Genomic DNA, 18124 nt, shown 5'->3' on the forward strand with positions numbered 1-18124 from the left:
CAACACCAAAACTTTTTCAATTTTTTTCAAGAAGATTAGGGTTATTTGCAAATATGTAACAAAACTGTATCGGAATCCGGTATTATTGCGTATTTTTGGATACTAATTTAAAACGTAATGTCCCCGCTGTTTTCATTGAATAATCTAGCACGAAAGTCGCGTATCGAACGAAAAAACCACGGTTTCAAGTTAAAACTTGTTAAGGCGCTGGTTGCAACAAACGGGATGACCAATGCCGGTATCTGCAAGCACCTCAACCTCAGTGCTCCAAAAACCCTCGAATTAATCAACAGCTTAGCCGAAGCAGGGATACTGGAACAAAACGAGAAAGGGAGTTCCATCGGCGGCAGAAAGCCGATTCTGAATAAGCTGAAAAGCAATACCTTCTTTGTGTTATCCGTAGAGGTGGAATTATTCAAGGTTAAAATGACCATTGTCGACAACACGAACGTATTTATCCATACGGCCTCCTCGCCATTCCTGTTGACAAAAGATTGGTCCTCGGCCGACCAACTCAAAGATCGGATTGCCGACTTTATGGCCGCTTCGGGCGTGAACTGGACCTCCATATTGGCTATTGGCATCAGCATGCCCGGACTCATCAATAAAACCGATGGTCGTAACCATACCTATATGGCCAACGATTGGCCAGCACAGCCCCTGCAGGATTATATGGCAACGGCTTTTGAGAAACCCGTCTTCATTATCAACGATGTGAAAAGTGCGGCTATTGCCGAATTGAAATTTGGCATGGCCGAAGGACGGAAAGATGTGTTGGTTGTTTTGATGGACTGGGGTATCGGTTTAGGGATCATCATGGATGGCCAATTACGGGATGGCGCAGCAGGGTTTTCCGGAGAAATGGGGCATATGCCTTTTGTTGACGATGGCATCTTATGCTATTGTGGAAAAAAAGGATGCCTGGAAACGGTGGCCTCTGGAATCGCATTGGCAAAAATGGCTAAAGAAGGAATCCAGTCGGGCGAAGATTCGCTCCTCAACGACCTTTCGCAACAGGAAATTGAAAACATCGAACCCCAGCGGGTAATCGACGCCGCGAATCGTGGCGACCAGTACGCCATCAATATCCTCTCTATTACGGGCGAAAAACTAGGAAAGGGCATGGCTACGCTGGTGCAGCTCTTTAATCCCGAATTAATCATACTGGGCGGTAAAATTGCAGCTGCAAATGAATATATCACCATTCCCATCCAACAGGCTATCAATACCTATTGTATGACGCAGCTAAAGGATATTGTCACCGTAGAGCGCTCACGGCTGGGATCCGATGCCGGGGCCAAAGGCATTGCCCACATTACCTTCGAACGCTATTTCGATGATCTCATTGCGCGTATTGGTGTAAATAAGGGTTAATCGATGGGAAACACAACCATCATATCAACATGGCTCGATGAGCCGCAATGGACAGACGGCTGGCCGATTGCGCTGGGTTTCCATCCTGTTCCACGCCCGAGCCTTTGGCTGATTGACCCGGTACTCGCTGACACCGTGCTTACCAATCGGTACGATGATACGCTGAGTAATGATGAACGGGCCCGGGCAGAACGTTTCCATCAACCTGCCCACCAAACCCGCTACAAAACGGCCCATACGCTGCTTCGGGTCTTACTGGCCGATGCAACGTACACCAGAGCGGCTGACCTCCATTTCAATGGCGGACACCATAACAAGCCGAATTTGCGGAATGATCTTGACCGCTCGATTACCTTTAATCTTTCTTATACCGAAAACAAATCGCTGATTGGAATCGCAGACGGGACCGCGATAGGTGTTGACATCGAATGGCTGCAACGACCTATCGTTATTGACGATATGCTGCCTTCATGTTTTTCAGGTAATGAAATCCGTTACATTACCTCGAAGAAAGAAGGTATGCACAGTCGATTCTTTACCCTGTGGACCCGAAAAGAAGCCATACTGAAATTGACCGGCGAGGGTATTGGAGAGCACCTCCCCTTGTTCGAAGTCTTGGATGGCACCTGTGTAACAAAAAAGGAAATTATCGGTGGTCATCCGCCGGACAGGATTTACCTTTACTCGTTCGCCATGGACGACGAATACGTGGCATGCTATGCCACGGCCGAACCATTGGAACGGTTATCTTGCTTTCGGCTAGACCGTTCCCAGATGGCACTTTGACCTGCACTGAAAAACCTGAGGATCCCCGCGATCACGGCATAATTCATCACGCAAAAATAATAGGGAATAAACAGCATCTTCACCCGCAACGCCCGTCGCTCAAGCAATAGGCCCAAAACAGCACATAAATAGAACGCCATTTGTCCATAAAACAATATGGTATAGATTTCCCCGGCTCCACGGGTATGCAAGAGGACATTAAGAATAAAAACTACCACGAGCAGTATCGGTGTCACCGTCCAGCGCAATACCCGGTGACTGATGTATTGGAAAGCCAGTACCGGATCGGAAAAAGGATTTGGCGCACGTTTTAAACGCAAAATCGATTGAATGCCACCGGCAGCGATGCGGATTTTCCGCTTCAGTTCTTCTTCCACGTTCTCCGAGGCCATCTCGGTTGCATAAGCCTTTGGCTCATAAACTACCCGGTACCCGCGCTCAGCAATCCGCATCGAGATCATAAAATCGTCCAAAATGGTATCGGGCGAAACAGGTTCGTACAACGATCTGCGGATACTGAACAGTTCGCCGGCACTGCCCACTACCGTATGCAGGGTCGAGTCCCACTGCTTTAGCGCAGATTCGTACTTCCAGTAAAAACCCTCCCCAGCGGCGCTGGCATCTGCCTTCGCGTCGGCATGCACGCGTTTCTCACCGGCCACCGCACCGACTTCCGGGTCTTCGTAACGCTTGCAGATTTCCTGCACGGCGGTTTCATTCAATAAGGTATTCGCATCCGTAAAGATGACCACCTCCGTCGTAACCTGCTCCATGGCACGGTGTACGGCGGCAATCTTACCGCCGCGTGCATCGGTATGCAGCAAATCAACCTGTGGAAACCGCCGAACAATGTCGGGGGTCGCATCGGTAGACCCATCTGTCACAAAACAATAGTTTATTTTTCCATCCGGGTACTGTAAAGCTAGCGTATTGCGGACTTTCTCTTCGATAACGGATGCTTCATTATACGCGGCAACGATGATGGTACACGACGGCCATTGCGCGTCACCACTCCCCATACCCGTTTCTTGCTTAGGCGCAATCAACCGCTTCAGTCGGGTGAGTGCGTACAATACCATGCCGTAGCCGATATAGGTATATCCAATAATGAATAAGCTAATCCAAAAAAAAAGTTCCATTGCTCCGAGTTACGAATAATGGCACGAAAGTATCAATTTATCCGATGCGGCGGGCCTATTTCGGACTAGTGTCCGATTTAAAAATGCAAACCGTGGCTGTTTTCCGACATGAACGCACGCCAAGCGATGCGATCTATCTCAAAGGTCAGGTCCGATTCGTTCAATTTGTCGATGGGTATCCAACGAAAAACCTGGTCAATGGAGTTATCCGCTTCGAAATCGAATGCTTTATCACTGAAACGGCATGTTATTGGTGTTTTATTTTTAACCAAGTAATATACCGCAAGGACTTGGCTGTCATTGAATGCCGATTTTATAAATACATCGGTGGTATGGACATGCCGCAAAATCTCAATATCGACATCGCACTCCTCCTTAAACTCACGCGCAAGACCAGCAGAAAGCCCCTCCCCATATTCCAACCCGCCACCCGGGAATTTACTGAATTCCATGCCATACTCGCGCTCATCACTGAGCAAGACTTCACGGTTGTCGTTGACCAAGATACCGTATACACGTATGTTAAAATGACCGCTCATATAGGGTCTCAAAACTACGGTTAAATTATGATTCCTAACATATTTTAAATTTAATCGACTACCTTTGCATAGACTATGCAATTGACACAACAAATACCCGAGGGATCACGGAAAGAAGTGATGGCATACCTGGAGCCATTCATGCTTAATGACATGGCGGAGTACCTGAAGCCCGTAGAGCAAATGTGGCAACCTGCAGACTTTCTCCCCGATTCGTCAAGAGACACGTTTTTTGAAGAGGTAAGGGATTTACAAGAAAGTGCCCGGGAGCTGTCGTATGATTTGGTCGCCGTACTGATCGGCGATACCATCACGGAAGAGGCCCTACCTACTTATGAGTCGTGGCTTACTATGGTGGAAGATGTCAACAAAAACGAACAAGGCGGGTGGATGAAATGGGTACGTGCATGGACGGCCGAAGAAAACAGGCATGGCGATTTGCTCAACAAATACTTATACCTCTCCGGCCGCGTCAACATGCGCGAAATGGAAATTTCCACCCAATACCTGCTGCAAGATGGCATTGAGATCGGAACGGGCAACGACCCTTACCGCAACTTCATCTATACGTCTTTCCAGGAGCTGGCTACCAACGTATCGCACCGGCGGGTAGCTGCGTTCTCAAAAAAGGAAGGCGACAAGCTATTGGCAAAAATGTGTGGTGTAATTGCGGCTGATGAAGCACGCCATGCTAAAGCATATATGTCTTTCATATCCAAAGCGATAGAAGTAGATCCCAGTGAAGTGATGCTGGCATTTGAAGACATGATGCGTAAGAAGATCGTGATGCCCGCACTTTTGCTTAGGGAGTCGGGCGAACCGCAAGGGGAAGCGTTCAGCCACTTTTCAGATGCCGCCCAACGGCTGGGCGTTTACACGGCAATCGATTATGTGGATATTCTTAAAGAGTTGCTTACCGAATGGCAGATCGAGTCCGTCAAGGAATTGAATGAGGCTGGTGAGCGCGCACGGGACTACCTCGTCCGCCTGCCCGACCGCCTGCTTCGCCTAGCCGACCGGATGAAGGTGCCAGACAAAAGCTACGCTTTTAAGTGGATACATGCACATTAATCCCTTAGTAAGGGCATACTCATGCAATGGAAGCCGCCCCGGGCCCGCGACAGTTCTGCCGATGGCATTAATACCAAGGTATCGGTCAGGTCAACCGCATTTACCTTGCCCGACTCCAAATCAGCGAGTAAATCGGACACATTTACCACATCGAAGCCGACTGCACGGAACGCTTCCGTGGTCTTATCGTTGCGATCGTACCCCAATACCACGCCCTCTTGGATAGCCAGCACGTTACAGCTGTCGGTCCACTGCTCGCGCGCGTCATACGGAAATTCGTTATTCCCCGACATGATAATCCGTACCTCTTCCGGGGCGCAACCCAGATCGCGCACGCTGATATCCGTTAACAGCGCTTCGAGCGATTGAAAATGCCGTGGCTTGGACAAATCCCCTTTTTCAAATTGCAGGATCTCCAAACCATCGGCACGGTGTGGCTGGATACGAAGGGCCCGATGTACGGCGTCCGACTGCGAACCCGCTATACGCTGGGTGGAAAAATCGCCCAGCATGACCCATACATTCCGTTTCACCTGCGTAAAAACCGTATCAATATGCATGTAATCCCGTTTGTGCGGGATTTTAACAATAGTGGCCTTCTGCACCACATCTTTCTCAAACAAGCGCCGCACCGCCTGGGCGGCCGCTTCGCGGGTGGTACGCTCACTCACGCCGATCAGCACGTGGCTTGGGCTCACTACCATCACATCTCCCCCCTCCAGTGTCACCCGTTCCACATCAGCGTCATTGGGCAGCAGGAAGTGGTGCTGCGTGTCGGTGAGCTCTATCACCTTATCGTGGTGGGCTGCAAAAAAGGGATGGTGATAGAAAATATACTTGGCAATCAACGCCTCGCGTTTGCGGGCTTCTTTCATCGGCTTATTAAGTAGGATATGGTCATTGATCACAATGCCGATATCCCGGGTAAAGATAAAGTTGGGGATGGGCGGAAAAATCATCTCGCGCTCATCAGGTGTGCCGCTGAAGAATACCCGCGCCAACACCGCCGGTGGGTACCCCATCAGCTCGCGCTGCACATCATAGCTGCAAGCCTCGATCGCACAGACCGAGGCGACTAATTGGCTTTTTATCGACGTGTCAGCGAGGATATCCGCCAATAACACTTGTAACTCGATTACATGCTGTGAGTGGTAAAAGCTGGGGTGGTCGGGCTTGAAAAAGTTGCGTTGATGCCCGGGGGCATCGATTTCGGCCAATCGGCCTCTTATCTTTTCTTCATCGAGGAAATATAAGAGCAATTTGATGTAATAATCGTATTCATGCCGCCGGATGGTATCGAGGTGAACGATATCTTCGAATAGCCAGTCCTGTGCTTTGGAGGGAACAACTTTCCCCAATCCGCTATCTGGACTGTGTACCAGCACTTTTCGCAAGCGGCTAGTTTCTGACGTTACATAAATGGCATCTCGATTATGCATATTGACAGTTTTTTGGGAAAGAGGCAAGATAGAAAATTTGAATGCAAGATACAACCTGCCCAAACGGAAGCGCGCCGAACGATTAACATAGGCAACTGGAAGTATTGGAAATATTTTAAATAGAAAATAGGAATAAAATTTATCCTTATACGATAAATATACTACAATTCATCGTATCTCCATCGTATTTTTATCGTATTTTAATCGTATTTAATACAGTAAAAATACGATCAATAAACGTTATTAAATGGTTAAGCAATAAAATGCATATAGCTTCTTAATAGAAACTTCTCCATTTTTAATAGGAAAACATCTTCAAAAAAGGAAGAATACTACGCGCTGATTGTGGATTCGATTTCCTGAATGATTCGCCGTGCAATAGCTTCCGCCCGTTCCCGTGTGGGGCCTTCGGAATAAATCCGGATGATGGGCTCGGTGTTGGATCTGCGCAGGTGCACCCACTCTTCTTCGAAATCAATTTTCAATCCGTCGACAGTACTATGGGGCGTGTCCTTATATTTTTGTTGCATAGCGGCCAGCAAGCCATCGATGTCTAACCCTGGGGTAAGGGTGATTTTGTTCTTAGACATATAATACTGGGGGTAGCTTGCCCGTAGTTCAGAGATACGCTTGCCGCTTTTAGCTAAGTGAGTAAGGAAAAGCGCGATGCCAACTAAGGCATCCCGTCCGTAATGGATGGCGGGATAGATTATACCGCCATTACCCTCACCGCCGATTACGGCGTCGACTTCTTTCATCTTCGTCACTACATTCACTTCGCCTACAGCCGCTGCATGGTATTCCGACCCGCTCTTAACGGTTACATCCCGCAACGCCCTGGTAGACGACAAGTTGGATACCGTATTCCCAGGCGTATGCTGAAGCACGTAATCGCTTACCGCCACGAGGGTATATTCTTCACCAAACATCTTTCCATCTTCCATCACAAAGCATAGCCGGTCCACGTCGGGATCTACAGCGATGCCCAAGTCGGCCTTTTTTTCGACGACCAGTGCCGATAAATCCGTTAAGTTCTCAGCCAACGGCTCGGGGTTATGTGGGAAAATCCCGTTTGGTTCACAATGGATTTTATAAACGGTTTCCACACCCAATGCGGTCAGCAAGGCGGGCACAAAAATCCCGCCCGTCGAATTAACCGCGTCGACGGCTATTTTAAAACCAGCTTTTCGTATCGCATTCACATTGACCAAAGGCAACGATAAAACCTGATCGATGTGCTTTTGTAAATAGCTATCATCGGTGGTGACCTTACCCAAATCTTCCACTTTTGCAAAATCAAAATCGAGCGCTTCGGCTATCTCGAGCACGCGTCTGCCAGCGGCATCGTCGATAAATTCACCTTTGGCATTAAGTAGCTTCAACGCATTCCACTGTCCGGGGTTATGGCTCGCCGTCAGAATGATACCACCCGCAGCTTGCTCCTCGGGCACAGCGATCTCCACGGTCGGTGTGGTGGAAAGGCCGAGATCCACGACGTCCATGCCGATGCTCTGCAACGTGCCGACAACTAGGTTTCGCACCATCTCGCCCGAAACACGGGCGTCACGCCCCACCACCATTTTGTTCGAGGCCGACTGCTGCTGGATAAAGCGACCGAACGCGGCAGTAAACTTAACAATATCGATTGGGGTCAATGCTTCGCCCGTCCGCCCGCCAATCGTTCCCCGTATGCCTGAAATAGATTTGATTAATGTCATGTATATTTATTTGAAATCGTAAAAATAGGAATATCGTAGGAATTTAAAATTTATTTTTACTTTTGTTGCAACTTTGTTTATTTTATATGATCGACCAACTTCTTTCGTTCGACCAGGATGCATTCCTGGCGATCAACCAAGGGTTGAGCAATGCGTTTTTTGATTGGCTTATGCCTATTCTCCGGAATCGGTATACCTGGGCGCCCCTCTATCTGTTCATTATTATTTTCTGCATCAGGAACTACAAAAAAAACGGCTTATATATCATTGCCTTTTTGTTAATCACCTTCGGCATTACTGACCACGTGTCTTCCGCTATCGTTAAGAAATCAGTGGAGCGGGTGCGACCCTGCCGGGATGTCGAATTTAAAGACCAGGTGAATGTGCTGGTGAGATGCAGCGGTGGCTATAGTTTCACGTCGTCGCACGCGGCAAATCATTTCGCAATCGCCGTGGCGCTGATCATGGTTTTTTATCGAAGATGGAAACACATCCTTTGGCTGGGCCTTTCCTGGGCCGCGATCATAAGTTTTGCACAAGTGTATGTAGGGGTCCACTATCCGTTGGATATCATCGGGGGGGCTTTACTCGGAAGTCTGATTGGCTACCTCACTGGCCTAGGGTTTAGGTATTTAGTTCCCAATCTAACTCCCGTCAAGGCCGAAGCATGAGTCCCCTAGCGATTATTGCCATTCTATTTATCTCGGCGTTTGCAAGTGGTATAGCCGTGTTTTTTGTGAAGCGCGACAACACCAGCCTATTGAAGCTTGTCCTTTCGTTCAGTGGTGCATACTTGTTTTCCATCACCGTGCTCCATTTGATTCCCGAGGTTTACCATAGCCACAGTACACACGGCCATACCATCGGCTTATTTGTGCTTTTGGGATTTATCTTGCAGCTTGGCTTAGAGCAGCTGTCGCACGGTGTCGAACACGGACATATCCATCATTCCGAAAAAGGCAGTAACTTATTCCCCTTGGGGATTATGATAAGCCTATGCCTACACGCCGTATTGGAGGGTATGCCTTTGGCCGCTGGCCATCAGGGCGCACTGACTTTCGGAATTGCGCTGCATCACGTCCCTGCAGCGTTTGCACTAGGCAGTCTGCTGCTCAACACCTCGCTGTCTCGGCAAAAAATCACCTTGCTATTAGCGTTGTTCGCCATCATGACACCGCTGGGTTTTGTGGTCAGTAAAGCGATCAGCTCGGGCGGCATGGGGCATATCGAGCAATACTTTGATCGGATAATGGCCGTGGTCATTGGTATTTTCCTCCACATTTCCACGACAATCCTATTCGAGTCGGGGTCGGCCGACCATCATAAATTCAATAAAAAGAAAATGATTGCCGTGTTGCTAGGCATTGCCGTGTCGCTCCTGAATTTCGTGTTTGCCCCTCACGTGCATTAAGCCGGCATCAAAACCGAGCTCTAGCGACTCTTTCCATTTCAAGAACGTTTTCACAGCTTCTTTTTTTGCGTCGTTATACTGATAGTCGATGTTTTCCATGAGGTATTGGCGATAATCGAAGTCTATCCGGGCAGGTAATTCGGCAATCAGTGCATCGCGTTGGCTTAACCCATACGCCAGGGCATCATTGAATGCCCGGATAAATGCCGGTTTCAGGGGTTTGTTGGCTACCCACACCGCAAACGTAAAAGGCAGTCCGGTGAATTCCTGCCAATGCCACGATAAGTCATACACATACCGGTGGGCATGTTGTTTTCCGAAGGTGCGGTCGCCTATCTCCACATATGCATCAGCTTGCCCATCTACGAGTACGACGGACTCGTTTTTCCAATGGTGACGCAGCAGTATTCTTGCCAAGGCGTTGGAGGTTCTGGACTGACTATCCAACCGGAGCGATTTGATCGCTTCTACCGGCTTGTCGCTATAGATGAAAACGGAATTTACCGCGCCGGTGGCGCCCAGGCAATAATCGGAAACAACTTCGGCGTTTGGGATATCGGGCAATGCAGCTACCGGTACAATGCCCAAATCGGCTTCGCCGTGAATCAGTTTGTGCGCACACGTACTGGGCACATCAAGGCTCAACGACACCTCGTCGATCACCGGCGAGTGTTGGAGCCCATATAGAAATGGCAGTGTATTGGTATAAGACACCGCAGATATCTTCACTTTTTCCATAAATCCACTACTCAGTAAGCAGACCTGCTAAATGTTCAATATTATAGGCATCGACAATGGAAAACCGTTGTCCATCGTAATGCACTTTATACAATGCCGTGTTCGTATGAGGAAACTCATCCATTGACGCGATATTGCGTTCAATGAGTAAGCAGAGGAACACCCGCATCGCCCGGCCGTGCATGCAGACCAGTACTGTTTTTTCGTCCGGATGGGATAGGATGTGGCTGAGCGCCTCGCGTTGCCTAGCAACTAACTGGTTGGGCGTTTCGCCCCCCTCCACCGCACGGTCCAATTCACCCAGTCGCCAACTTTCGGTCAACTCAACGAATCCCGTCATGATATCGGGGGTTTGCTCTTTTCCTTCATATGCGCCCCAACCAATCTCGTCAAGTCCGGCGAGCTGCTCGGTGGGTATGCCGACAAAAGGTGCTACCGTTTGGTGGGTACGCACCAACGTGGACGTATAAATTTTATCGAAGTCAACATCGCGATAACGGGCAAAAAATGCTTCAGCTTGCTTCTTTCCCGTCTCGTTCAATGGGGAGTCGACCCCCCTACCTTGCACGATCCCCTTTAAATTGAGGTCGGTTTGGCCGTGGCGAATAATGTAAAGTGTTTTTTCCAAAAATCTATTGCTATTTATCGTTCAATACCGGTAATTGATAATACCGTGCTTGTTTATCGGATCCGTCGCCGTCAAAAACCACGTCATTGTAATCCGTCATGATGTTATATAAGGTATCCCGCTCAATGGGATGTTTACCTGCTTGTTTAATCAACGCCACCAGTTCCTGTGTCGTCATTGCAGGGTGCTGTTCTTCCGCACCAGCCATGGAGTAAATCTTTGTCGTATCATCGAGCGTCCCGTCGATATCGTTTACACCAAAACTCAACGACAGTTGGGCGGTCTCCCGACTGATCATGGCCCAATAGGCTTTGATATGCGGGAAATTATCCAGATAAATGCGGCTAATGGCGTAGTTGCGAAGGTCCTCGACGACGGTCGACTCCGGCACATGGGCCATCTGGTTGTCTTTGTTACGGAACTTCAACGGAATGAAGGTTTGGAATCCATTCGTCTTGTCCTGCAGCTGCCGCAGTCGTTCCATATGGTCTACCCGGTGGCGGTACTCCTCAATATGCCCGTACAGCATCGTCGCATTGGAATGCATGCCCAACTTATGCCATTCTTCATGGATCTGTAGCCATTGCTCTGCATTGCATTTGTCCTTTGCAATCTGGTCCCTAATCTCCGGATGGAAAATCTCCGCACCGCCACCCGGCATCGACTCCAAACCGGCGTCTTTCATCATGGCCATCCCGGTGGCATAGTCAACCTTGGCCTTCTTGAAAATATAATGATATTCAACAGGAGTAAGCGCTTTCACATGGAGATTTGGCCGGTGTTGTTTGATTGCCGTAAACAGGTCCATATAGAACGCCATGTTGTATTGTGGCAACACCCCCCCTACAATATGGACCTCCGTTACCGGCTCATGATCGTATGATTTTACGATGTCCAGCATTTCTTCCTTGGTCGCTTCCCACCCATCGGCCCGTTCCTTGATGAGCCGCGAGTAGGAGCAGAATTTGCAGTCGTACACACAAAGGTTGGTGGGTTCAATGTGGAAGTTCCGGTTAAAGTAGGTGATATTGCCGTGTCGCCGTTCCCGTATGGCGTTTGCCAATACGCCCAGATACCCCAGCTCACCACGCTCGTAGAGCAACACACCTTCCGCCTGATCGATCCGCTTACCTTCGCTTACCTTCGCTGCGATCGCTTTCAACCCGTCGTCCAGGTGCTTGTCTTCAAGAAGAAATGTAAGCTTTTTTTCGGCGTCCATACCCTGATATCTTTGACAGCAAACTTAGATAATTTTGCTTTTATATGCAATGATTGCATGGCATAGAAAAGTAAAGTTATCGGTCTCTCCGCTGCCAATGAAAGAAAATCTTTATAGCGGAAATTTAGTTAAAATGCCCATGGTATCCAAGTCACGGAACTGCCATATCGGCTTATTCGCCGAACTGCTGCATCTCGATCAATCGTTTATAAAGGCCGCCGTTGGCCAGCAATTGCTGGTGGTTTCCTTCTTCCACAATGCTTCCGGCCTCGAGTACCACAATCTTATCGGCGTTCTGAATCGTACTCAATCGATGGGCAATAACCAATGTCGTGCGGTTTTCCATCAATTTAGCCAATGCTTCCTGCACCAATTTCTCCGACTCGGTATCCAGGGCGGAGGTCGCTTCATCGAGCAATAAGATCGGTGGATTCTTCAAGACGGCGCGGGCAATGCATATCCGCTGTCGCTGACCACCCGACAGCCGCACACCACGGTCGCCAATCGCTGTTTCGTATCCATTTTCCGTCTCCAGTATAAATTGGTGTGCATTGGCAATCTTGGCTGCTGCCATCACATCTTCTTTGGTTACGTTATCTGATGAGAAAGCGATGTTGTTGAAGATGGTGTCATTAAACAGGAACGAGTCTTGATTCACTAATCCAATAATAGATCTCAAATCATTCGTGACAAGGTCTTTGATATTCACACCATCAACCAAAACTTTACCGCTGGCAACATCCATGAACCGTGGAATCAAATCCATTAACGTGGACTTTCCGCCGCCGGAAGGGCCGACCAATGCAACCGTTTGCCCTTTGGGTATTTCCAGGTTCACGTTTTTTAGCACCTCGCGCTCCCCATATGAAAAGCTTACATTAGCCAGCCGAACCCCCGAATTAAAAGCGGTAATCGGTTGCGCATTGGGCGATTCGGGCAACGCGTTCTTTTCATCGATCAATTCCAACACCCGCTCGCCGGCGGCTATGCCCGAATTGATGTTACTGAATGCATCCGTAAGCGCCTTTGCGGGGCGCATGACCTGTGAAAAAATGGCGATATAAGTGATGAAAGCTTCGGCAGGCAGCTCTCCGGACCCGCTCAGTACGAGGTTGCCGCCATACAGCAACACGATAGCGACCATGGTTACGCCCAACAGCTCTGAAACCGGTGAACCCAACTGCTGCCGGCGAACCATCCGCCTGCTTATTTTTGAGAACCGGATGTTTTCATTATGGAAACGATCCTTGATAAATTGCGTTGCGTTGAACGCTTTAATGATCTTTATACCCGATAGCGCCTCATCGAGATAGCTGATCATATTGCCATAAACTTGCTGGGCTTGGGTGGCCTGCGCTTTCAGCCGCTTCACGATGCGTGAGATAATGAATGCCGACAGGGGAATAACCAAGACCGCAAACAGGGTAAGCTTCGCCGAAATCAGAAATAGTGTAACAATATAAAACGCTAAGGTGAGGGGTTCTTTAAACACGACCTGTAAGGTCGCCGTAACGGAAAACTGCACGACCTGCACGTCAGACGCAATCTTAGCAATGATATCTCCTTTGCGTTGATTGTTAAAGTAACCGACGTGTAAATCCATCACGTTGCTAAAAACCGTCTTTCGTAAATTGAGAAGGGTATGTATGCGCAGGTTTTCTATGATCCGCTGTGAGAGATATCGAAACAAATTGCTGAGGAATACCGACCCAATAATAACCACACATACCCGCTGCAACGCTCCGTAGGACCCGTAAATCGTGATGGCCTGCGTTGCATAGTATTTGAAATAAGCAGTGATATCATGCCAGTTTTCTGGCCGGACGACCTCACCACCGTCGCTGGCATTAAATAACGTGTGCAGCAACGGAATAATAAGCGCTAGATTAAGTGTAGCGAAGAGAACACTTAATAACGTAGTAGCTGCGTAGGGAACAGCAAATCTCCCGAGGGGCTTAGCATATGATAATAATCGAAAATATGTCTTCATTAAGAAACAAACAAGCCGCAAAGCTACCAAAAAAGAAAGGCTAGCCGAAAAAAGCGAACGCTATTATTAATAGGATTTTGCTTAATTTAGTCGCCCAAACGTAAAAAAATGCAGATACAGGTTGCCAAACGGCTTCAACATACCGAAGAATACTATTTTTCAAGGAAACTACGTGAAATCGAGGCATTAAACCAAACGGGAGAGAAAGTCATCAATTTAGGCATCGGCAGTCCCGATTTGCCGCCGCATCCGGACGTTATAGAAACGCTTAACGAATATGCTTCACGGCCTGACACCCATGCTTACCAAAATTACAAGGGCATATTGCCGCTCCGGGAAGCCATGGCCGACTGGTACCGCAATTGGTATGGCGTATCGTTAGACCCCAACGCCAATGTACTCCCCTTAATCGGTTCCAAGGAAGGCATTGTGCATGTATGCATGACATACCTACAGGAAGGCGATGAGGCCTTATTTCCCAATCCAGGATATCCAGCCTATGCAGCTGCCGTGCGTTTAAGCGGTGCAACGGGCGTACCTTACCGTTTGGAAGAAAAGCAGGGGTGGCTGCCTAATCTCGATGAGTTGGCCAAGCGTGATTTGAGCAAGGTGAAATTGATGTGGTTGAATTACCCCCATATGCCGACGGGGACACCGGCTACAACATCATTTTTCAACGAGGTGGTTGCCTTCGCCAAACAACATCATATCCTGCTTTGCCACGACAACCCCTATAGCTTCATCTTGAATGAGCATCCACAAAGCCTCCTCGCTACGGACGGCGCGATGGATGTGGCCATCGAGCTCAATTCGTTGAGTAAGTCATCCAATATGGCCGGTTGGCGTGTAGGCATGCTCGTTGGTGCCGAAACCCGCATCCAGGAGATTATCCGATTTAAAAGCAATATGGATTCGGGGATGTTTCTCCCGGTGCAAATGGCAGCGGCGAAGGCCCTGTCGCTGGGGCACGAATGGTATGATGAGCTGAACAGCCACTATCGAAGCAGGCGGGAAAAGGTATACCGCCTTTTGGATGCATTGGGGTGCACCTATAGCCGTCAGCAGGGTGGATTGTTCGTATGGGCGAAAGTCCCCGCCTCCCATTCCGATGGGTATACACTCAGTGATGCCGTACTGCAGCAATCGCGCGTCTTCATTACGCCCGGTGGAATTTTCGGCGACGGAGGGAACGGCTATATCCGGGTGAGCCTATGTGCCACGCCCACCGTACTCGACGACGCGTACAACCGTATTATTAACGCAAAGACATCATCGGCCAATTAGTTATACACATAGTACAAGATAGCAATGAATATAGCCATTGTTGGCGTAGGGCTCATCGGCGGGTCCATCGCCATTACCCTCAAAGAAAAAAAAATCGCTGCGAAGATAATCGGGGTCGATAAAAGCGAAGCCAATCTCAAAAAAGCCCTTCAATTGGGGCTAATTGACGAAGGGATGACGCTGGACGAGGCCGTGGACGCGTGTGAAGTGATATTGCTTACCGTTCCGGTAGATGCCATCCTTAAACTGCTGCCCGGTTTGCTCGACCAAGTGACCGACCAGGTGGTTATCGACATGGGCTCCACCAAAGAACGTATACTACAAGCCATAGCAGATCATCCGAAGCGTGGTCGCCTTGTAGCGGCGCACCCCATGGCCGGCACCGAATATTCTGGACCGGAGGCTGCCGTACCGAATTTATTCGCCGGTAAGGTGATGGTGTATGTGGATGCTATGAATAGCGACGAAGACGCTTTTGAAACGGTAGACTTTATTGCGGAGCAACTTGGCATGCAGACGACCTTTATGAGTGCACATGAGCATGATGTGCATACGGCTTATGTGTCACATATCTCGCATATTACCTCGTTTGCGCTGGCACTTACCGTGCTGGAAAAGGAGAAAGCACAGGGAAGGATTTTCGAGTTAGCCGGGTCGGGCTTTGAATCGACCGTACGGCTTGCCAAAAGCTCACCCGACATGTGGACGCCCATTTTCATGCAGAACCGTGAGAATGTACTGGAAGTATTACAAGAACATATCAACCAATTACAACATGTGCATGATGTGCTTCGTGATGAAGATTATGAAGCATTTTACAAACTCATTAAAAAGTCGAACAAAATCCGTCGGATTTTGAAATAAAAAAAGGGGGCAGCCGCTATAACTACCCCCTTTGGGTTTCGGGTCGATTGAATGTTGTTAAAAGGCCAATACGGTAACCTCCGTACGTCGGTTGGCTTGATGCTCGGCTCGCGAGCAAGGTATGCCATCGGCACAACGGTTAACCAATCGCGATTCGCCGTAGCCTTTAGCGACCATTCGGTCGCGCGCAATGCCCCTCGACACCAAATAATCTACTGCCGATTGGGCTCTACGCTGTGACAATGCCTCGTTGTACGCGTTGCTACCACGGCTATCCGTATGGCTCGATAATTCTATCTTCAGGGTCGGGTTGTCGCGCAGCGTGCGCACCAGCTCGTCCAATATCGCAGCGGCATCCGGACGGATGTTATGCTTATCGAAATCGTAATAGATGTTCTCCAATTCGAATGTCTGGCCCACTTGGAAGATCGGCTCCAACAATAGCGCTACTTCCAAGGTATCTGATTTCGTGATACCGTGCGTGCTTACTTTGGCCGAATCGGCATGGTAACCTTCTTTCTGGCCCAGTACGGTATAGGCTTGGTTGCGATCGAGCACAAACTCAAACGTACCTGTTCCACTGCTGCTCTTTTTCGCAACAATTTCGCGTACGCCGTCATATAATGTCATGGACGCAGCTGGTAACCGCTCCCCTGTCGCTTTATTTGATGTAGTGCCTTTTAGGATAATAATGATTTTCGGCTTTTCGTATGAAAACGAATAGATATCGTCACCGCCTTTGCCCCCACGGCGGTCGGACGACAGGAACCCACGGTACCCTAGTTCGTCTTCGGCATAAATGAGGTAGGCAAAGTCGTCGGCGGCACTGTTTACCGGATAACGGAGGTTTTCCGGTGTGCTCCATTGGGCTTTGCTCCCATTGGACTTGAACACATCCAGTCCGCCCATGCCTGCTAAGCCATCGGTTGAGTAGTAAAGCGTCCCGTCGGGTGCGATGTTGGGGAATAACTCATCCCCTGCCGTGTTTACGGTGGCTCCCGCATTTACCGGAGTTCCCCACGAATGGTCTGACTGCCGTTCGCTGTACCAGATGTCAGTGCCTCCTTGGCCACCGGGCATATCACTGGAGAAATAAAGTGTGTTTTCATCCAGCGATAACGCGGCATGCCCTACTGAATAGTTTTTTACATCATTATAGGCAAACGGCTCGGCTGTCCAAACGCCATCCGTTTTCCGATAGATATACAATTCGAGTGTATTGGTACGGTAACGGCGTCCATCCTCTTTCTGCAGCACGACATCCTTGCCCACATGCGTGCGTGTAACATATAACGTGTTACCACCTTTCTCGGCAGCAACAGGTCCTACGTGGAACTTCGCATCATTGATATTGGTGGTTGCTATCGATGGACTACCCAGGGTCCCGGACGATGACAATGGCGCGGTATACACACGCAGGAAAGCATTGCCTGTCCAACCGTAGGTGTGCGTGGCGGATTCATGACCGGGCTCGCCCGCATAGTATACCTCGTCGCCCACTGGGAAAACGGAAAACTCGGAGTTGTCGGTATTTACCGCCGCTTCGTTACGCAATCGGTGTAATGTTGGTGATGCCATCCAAAGCAATGCCGAATCACAACCGGCAATCTGTGCGGCCACGGCCGACGGATTCCCTGTCTTTGCCGCATAAGCTTCCAACTGGCGCTTTGCTTCGGCATACTTTCCGTTCACTTTGAGAACTTGTCCATAAAGGAGCAGGTGCTCAGCTGACGCGCCATCCTGCTGGACCACACGGGCATACCAGTTTTCGGCCGATTCGTAATCGTTCATCCGCCAGTAACTGGCGGCCAGCCGCTCCAGGTCCTCCAGCCGCGGCTTGCGCGTATAGACGAGCTTGGTATATATTTTTGCTGCGTTTGCATACTCATACTTCCGGTATGCCTCCTCCGCACGATCGCGCAGG

The 18124-nt window shown here is 49.2% G+C and carries 16 protein-coding genes; 7 read left to right on the forward strand and 9 right to left on the reverse strand.

Annotated elements, in window-relative coordinates; all coding sequences use genetic code 11:
- Positions 1-135: 135 nt before the first annotated feature.
- Together U9S71_RS09745 and U9S71_RS09750 are read left to right on the forward strand one after the other, a co-directional pair.
- A complete protein-coding gene (locus tag U9S71_RS09745; RefSeq protein WP_326327098.1) occupies positions 136-1374 on the forward strand; it encodes an ROK family protein in 1239 nt (412 codons plus the stop codon).
- A gap of 3 nt (positions 1375-1377) precedes the next feature.
- A complete protein-coding gene (locus tag U9S71_RS09750) occupies positions 1378-2160 on the forward strand; it encodes a 4'-phosphopantetheinyl transferase family protein (protein WP_326327099.1) in 783 nt (260 codons plus the stop codon).
- On the opposite strand, the gene U9S71_RS09755 is transcribed toward U9S71_RS09750, so the two are convergent.
- Both U9S71_RS09755 and U9S71_RS09760 read right to left on the reverse strand, forming a co-directional pair.
- Positions 2091-3299 carry a glycosyltransferase family 2 protein gene (locus tag U9S71_RS09755; RefSeq protein ID WP_326327100.1) on the reverse strand — a complete coding sequence of 403 codons (1209 nt, stop codon included), beginning with the start codon at positions 3297-3299 and terminating at the stop codon, positions 2091-2093. The two genes, U9S71_RS09750 and U9S71_RS09755, sit on opposite strands and share 70 nt — an antisense overlap.
- 77 nt (positions 3300-3376) lie before the next feature.
- The gene (locus U9S71_RS09760) at positions 3377-3838 is read right to left on the reverse strand and encodes an NUDIX domain-containing protein (protein ID WP_326327101.1); all 462 of its coding nucleotides are present in this window, start codon (positions 3836-3838) and stop codon (positions 3377-3379) included.
- Positions 3839-3913: 75 nt separating this feature from the next.
- Between U9S71_RS09760 and U9S71_RS09765 the strand changes: the two genes are divergently transcribed.
- A complete protein-coding gene (locus U9S71_RS09765; RefSeq protein ID WP_326327102.1) occupies positions 3914-4909 on the forward strand; it encodes an acyl-ACP desaturase in 996 nt (331 codons plus the stop codon).
- Here U9S71_RS09765 and U9S71_RS09770 read toward each other — a convergent pair.
- Entirely contained in the window at positions 4906-6348 is a 1443-nt protein-coding gene (locus U9S71_RS09770) for an arginine deiminase family protein (protein WP_326327103.1), read from the reverse strand. The genes U9S71_RS09765 and U9S71_RS09770 overlap by 4 nt on opposite strands.
- Before the next feature lie 332 nt (positions 6349-6680).
- Positions 6681-8066 (reverse strand): phosphoglucosamine mutase, encoded by a 1386-nt coding sequence (gene glmM / locus U9S71_RS09775; RefSeq protein ID WP_326327104.1) that lies wholly within the window; start codon positions 8064-8066, stop codon positions 6681-6683.
- 86 nt (positions 8067-8152) lie between these two features.
- Here glmM and U9S71_RS09780 point away from each other — a divergent pair, with 86 nt between their 5' ends.
- Entirely contained in the window at positions 8153-8737 is a 585-nt protein-coding gene (locus U9S71_RS09780; RefSeq protein ID WP_326327105.1) for a phosphatase PAP2 family protein, read from the forward strand.
- Positions 8734-9477, forward strand: a complete 744-nt coding sequence (locus tag U9S71_RS09785; protein ID WP_326327106.1) for a ZIP family metal transporter — start codon at positions 8734-8736, stop codon at positions 9475-9477. The genes U9S71_RS09780 and U9S71_RS09785 overlap by 4 nt, the downstream gene beginning before the upstream one ends.
- On the opposite strand, the gene U9S71_RS09790 is transcribed toward U9S71_RS09785, so the two are convergent.
- From U9S71_RS09790 to U9S71_RS09805, 4 genes are all read right to left on the reverse strand, one after another.
- On the reverse strand, positions 9424-10215 hold the full coding sequence (locus U9S71_RS09790) for a menaquinone biosynthetic enzyme MqnA/MqnD family protein (protein WP_326327107.1): 792 nt from the start codon (positions 10213-10215) through the stop codon (positions 9424-9426). The genes U9S71_RS09785 and U9S71_RS09790 overlap by 54 nt on opposite strands.
- Before the next feature lie 7 nt (positions 10216-10222).
- The gene (locus U9S71_RS09795; protein ID WP_326327108.1) at positions 10223-10843 is read right to left on the reverse strand and encodes a histidine phosphatase family protein; all 621 of its coding nucleotides are present in this window, start codon (positions 10841-10843) and stop codon (positions 10223-10225) included.
- A 10-nt stretch (positions 10844-10853) separates the two neighbouring features.
- Positions 10854-12062, reverse strand: coding sequence for an aminofutalosine synthase MqnE (gene mqnE, locus U9S71_RS09800; RefSeq protein ID WP_326327109.1), 1209 nt, complete (start codon positions 12060-12062; stop codon positions 10854-10856).
- Between the two features lie 172 nt (positions 12063-12234).
- Positions 12235-14052 (reverse strand): ABC transporter ATP-binding protein, encoded by a 1818-nt coding sequence (locus U9S71_RS09805; RefSeq protein ID WP_326327110.1) that lies wholly within the window; start codon positions 14050-14052, stop codon positions 12235-12237.
- A gap of 108 nt (positions 14053-14160) precedes the next feature.
- Here U9S71_RS09805 and U9S71_RS09810 point away from each other — a divergent pair, with 108 nt between their 5' ends.
- Positions 14161-15336 (forward strand): pyridoxal phosphate-dependent aminotransferase, encoded by a 1176-nt coding sequence (locus U9S71_RS09810; protein ID WP_326327111.1) that lies wholly within the window; start codon positions 14161-14163, stop codon positions 15334-15336.
- 24 nt (positions 15337-15360) lie between these two features.
- Complete coding sequence (locus U9S71_RS09815; protein ID WP_326327112.1) at positions 15361-16200, forward strand: prephenate dehydrogenase; 840 nt, start codon at positions 15361-15363, stop codon at positions 16198-16200.
- Positions 16201-16257: 57 nt separating this feature from the next.
- Here U9S71_RS09815 and U9S71_RS09820 read toward each other — a convergent pair.
- Positions 16258-18124, reverse strand: a 1867-nt coding sequence (locus tag U9S71_RS09820) for an OmpA family protein (protein ID WP_326327113.1), incomplete at its 5' end; no start/stop codon positions are given.

The organism is Parapedobacter flavus, assembly GCF_035818675.1.
Lineage (GTDB): Bacteria > Bacteroidota > Bacteroidia > Sphingobacteriales > Sphingobacteriaceae > Parapedobacter > Parapedobacter flavus.

Excerpts from the sequence above, each read along its gene's own strand:
- U9S71_RS09750 (WP_326327099.1), top strand. The coding sequence starts at position 1,378 with ATGGGAAACACAACCATCATATCAACATGGCTCGATGAGCCGCAATGG.
- U9S71_RS09755 (WP_326327100.1), bottom strand. The coding sequence starts at position 3,299 with ATGGAACTTTTTTTTTGGATTAGCTTATTCATTATTGGATATACCTAT.
- U9S71_RS09760 (WP_326327101.1), bottom strand. The coding sequence starts at position 3,838 with ATGAGCGGTCATTTTAACATACGTGTATACGGTATCTTGGTCAACGAC.
- U9S71_RS09765 (WP_326327102.1), top strand. The coding sequence starts at position 3,914 with ATGCAATTGACACAACAAATACCCGAGGGATCACGGAAAGAAGTGATG.
- U9S71_RS09770 (WP_326327103.1), bottom strand. The coding sequence starts at position 6,348 with ATGCATAATCGAGATGCCATTTATGTAACGTCAGAAACTAGCCGCTTG.
- glmM (WP_326327104.1), bottom strand. The coding sequence starts at position 8,066 with ATGACATTAATCAAATCTATTTCAGGCATACGGGGAACGATTGGCGGG.
- U9S71_RS09780 (WP_326327105.1), top strand. The coding sequence starts at position 8,153 with ATGATCGACCAACTTCTTTCGTTCGACCAGGATGCATTCCTGGCGATC.
- U9S71_RS09785 (WP_326327106.1), top strand. The coding sequence starts at position 8,734 with ATGAGTCCCCTAGCGATTATTGCCATTCTATTTATCTCGGCGTTTGCA.
- U9S71_RS09790 (WP_326327107.1), bottom strand. The coding sequence starts at position 10,215 with ATGGAAAAAGTGAAGATATCTGCGGTGTCTTATACCAATACACTGCCA.
- mqnE (WP_326327109.1), bottom strand. The coding sequence starts at position 12,062 with ATGGACGCCGAAAAAAAGCTTACATTTCTTCTTGAAGACAAGCACCTG.
- U9S71_RS09805 (WP_326327110.1), bottom strand. The coding sequence starts at position 14,052 with ATGAAGACATATTTTCGATTATTATCATATGCTAAGCCCCTCGGGAGA.
- U9S71_RS09810 (WP_326327111.1), top strand. The coding sequence starts at position 14,161 with ATGCAGATACAGGTTGCCAAACGGCTTCAACATACCGAAGAATACTAT.
- U9S71_RS09815 (WP_326327112.1), top strand. The coding sequence starts at position 15,361 with ATGAATATAGCCATTGTTGGCGTAGGGCTCATCGGCGGGTCCATCGCC.